The 601-nt window shown below is 45.1% G+C and carries 1 protein-coding gene; it reads left to right on the forward strand.

The annotated features are described in order from the left end of the window. A partial coding sequence (locus ACWHAR_RS29485) for a peptide chain release factor-like protein (protein WP_452088742.1) occupies nucleotides 1-534 on the forward strand: 534 nt, incomplete at its 5' end. Nucleotides 535-601 lie beyond the last annotated feature (67 nt).

Below are 601 nucleotides of genomic sequence, written 5' to 3' on the forward strand. Positions count from 1 at the left end.
TATCTCAAAGCAGAAAAAGGTGTCCATCGTCTTGTGCGGATCTCACCATTTGATTCATCAGGCCGCCGCCACACATCTTTCGTTTCATGTGAAGTCATGCCTGAATTTAACGATGAAATTGATATTGATATTCGTACGGAGGATATTAAAGTTGACACGTACCGTGCAAGCGGCGCGGGCGGACAGCACGTCAATACGACGGATTCAGCCGTTCGGATTACTCACTTGCCGACGAACGTAGTTGTGACATGCCAAACGGAGCGCTCACAAATTAAAAACCGTGAAAGAGCCATGAAAATGCTGAAGGCCAAGCTGTATCAGCGCAGAATTGAAGAGCAGCAGGCAGAGCTGGATGAAATTCGCGGTGAACAAAAAGAAATCGGCTGGGGCAGCCAAATCCGTTCTTATGTATTCCATCCGTATTCCATGGTAAAAGACCATCGGACCAATACAGAAATGGGGAACGTTCAAGCTGTAATGGATGGTGACATTGATACGTTTATTGATGCCTACCTGCGTTCTAAGCTTTCATAAGCTGAAAAACACACCTGATGCATACGGGTGTGTTTTTTTATTTCTTATATCCTTGATTTCACTGCTG

It is taken from the genome of Bacillus sp. LR--39, from assembly GCF_053613335.1.